This is a genomic window from Neobacillus kokaensis (assembly GCF_014656545.1).
GTDB classification, from domain to species: Bacteria; Bacillota; Bacilli; order Bacillales; family Cytobacillaceae; genus Neobacillus; species Neobacillus kokaensis.
The window spans coordinates 1-203 of the sequence record NZ_BNDS01000084.1 but is presented as its reverse complement, the minus strand read 5'-3'; the positions used below and the strand labels follow the sequence as shown (position 1 = coordinate 203).

General features: G+C 50.2%; 2 tRNA genes. Both read left to right on the top strand.

From position 1 onward, the window contains the following. Positions 1-24: 24 nt before the first annotated feature. A tRNA-Gly gene (locus IE222_RS26260) sits at positions 25-98 on the top strand. Positions 99-102: 4 nt separating this feature from the next. Continuing rightward, positions 103-176, top strand: a tRNA-Ile gene (locus tag IE222_RS26255). The last annotated feature ends 27 nt before the right edge of the window (positions 177-203 follow it).

Genomic DNA, 203 nt, shown 5'->3' with positions numbered 1-203 from the left:
TTCCCATCAGCCGCCCCATTTTATGCGGGTGTAGTTTAGTGGTAAAACCACAGCCTTCCAAGCTGTTGTCGTGGGTTCGATTCCCATCACCCGCTCCAAAATGGGCCTATAGCTCAGCTGGTTAGAGCGCACGCCTGATAAGCGTGAGGTCGATGGTTCAAGTCCATTTAGGCCCATTATAATATTATTCCGCAGTAGCTCAG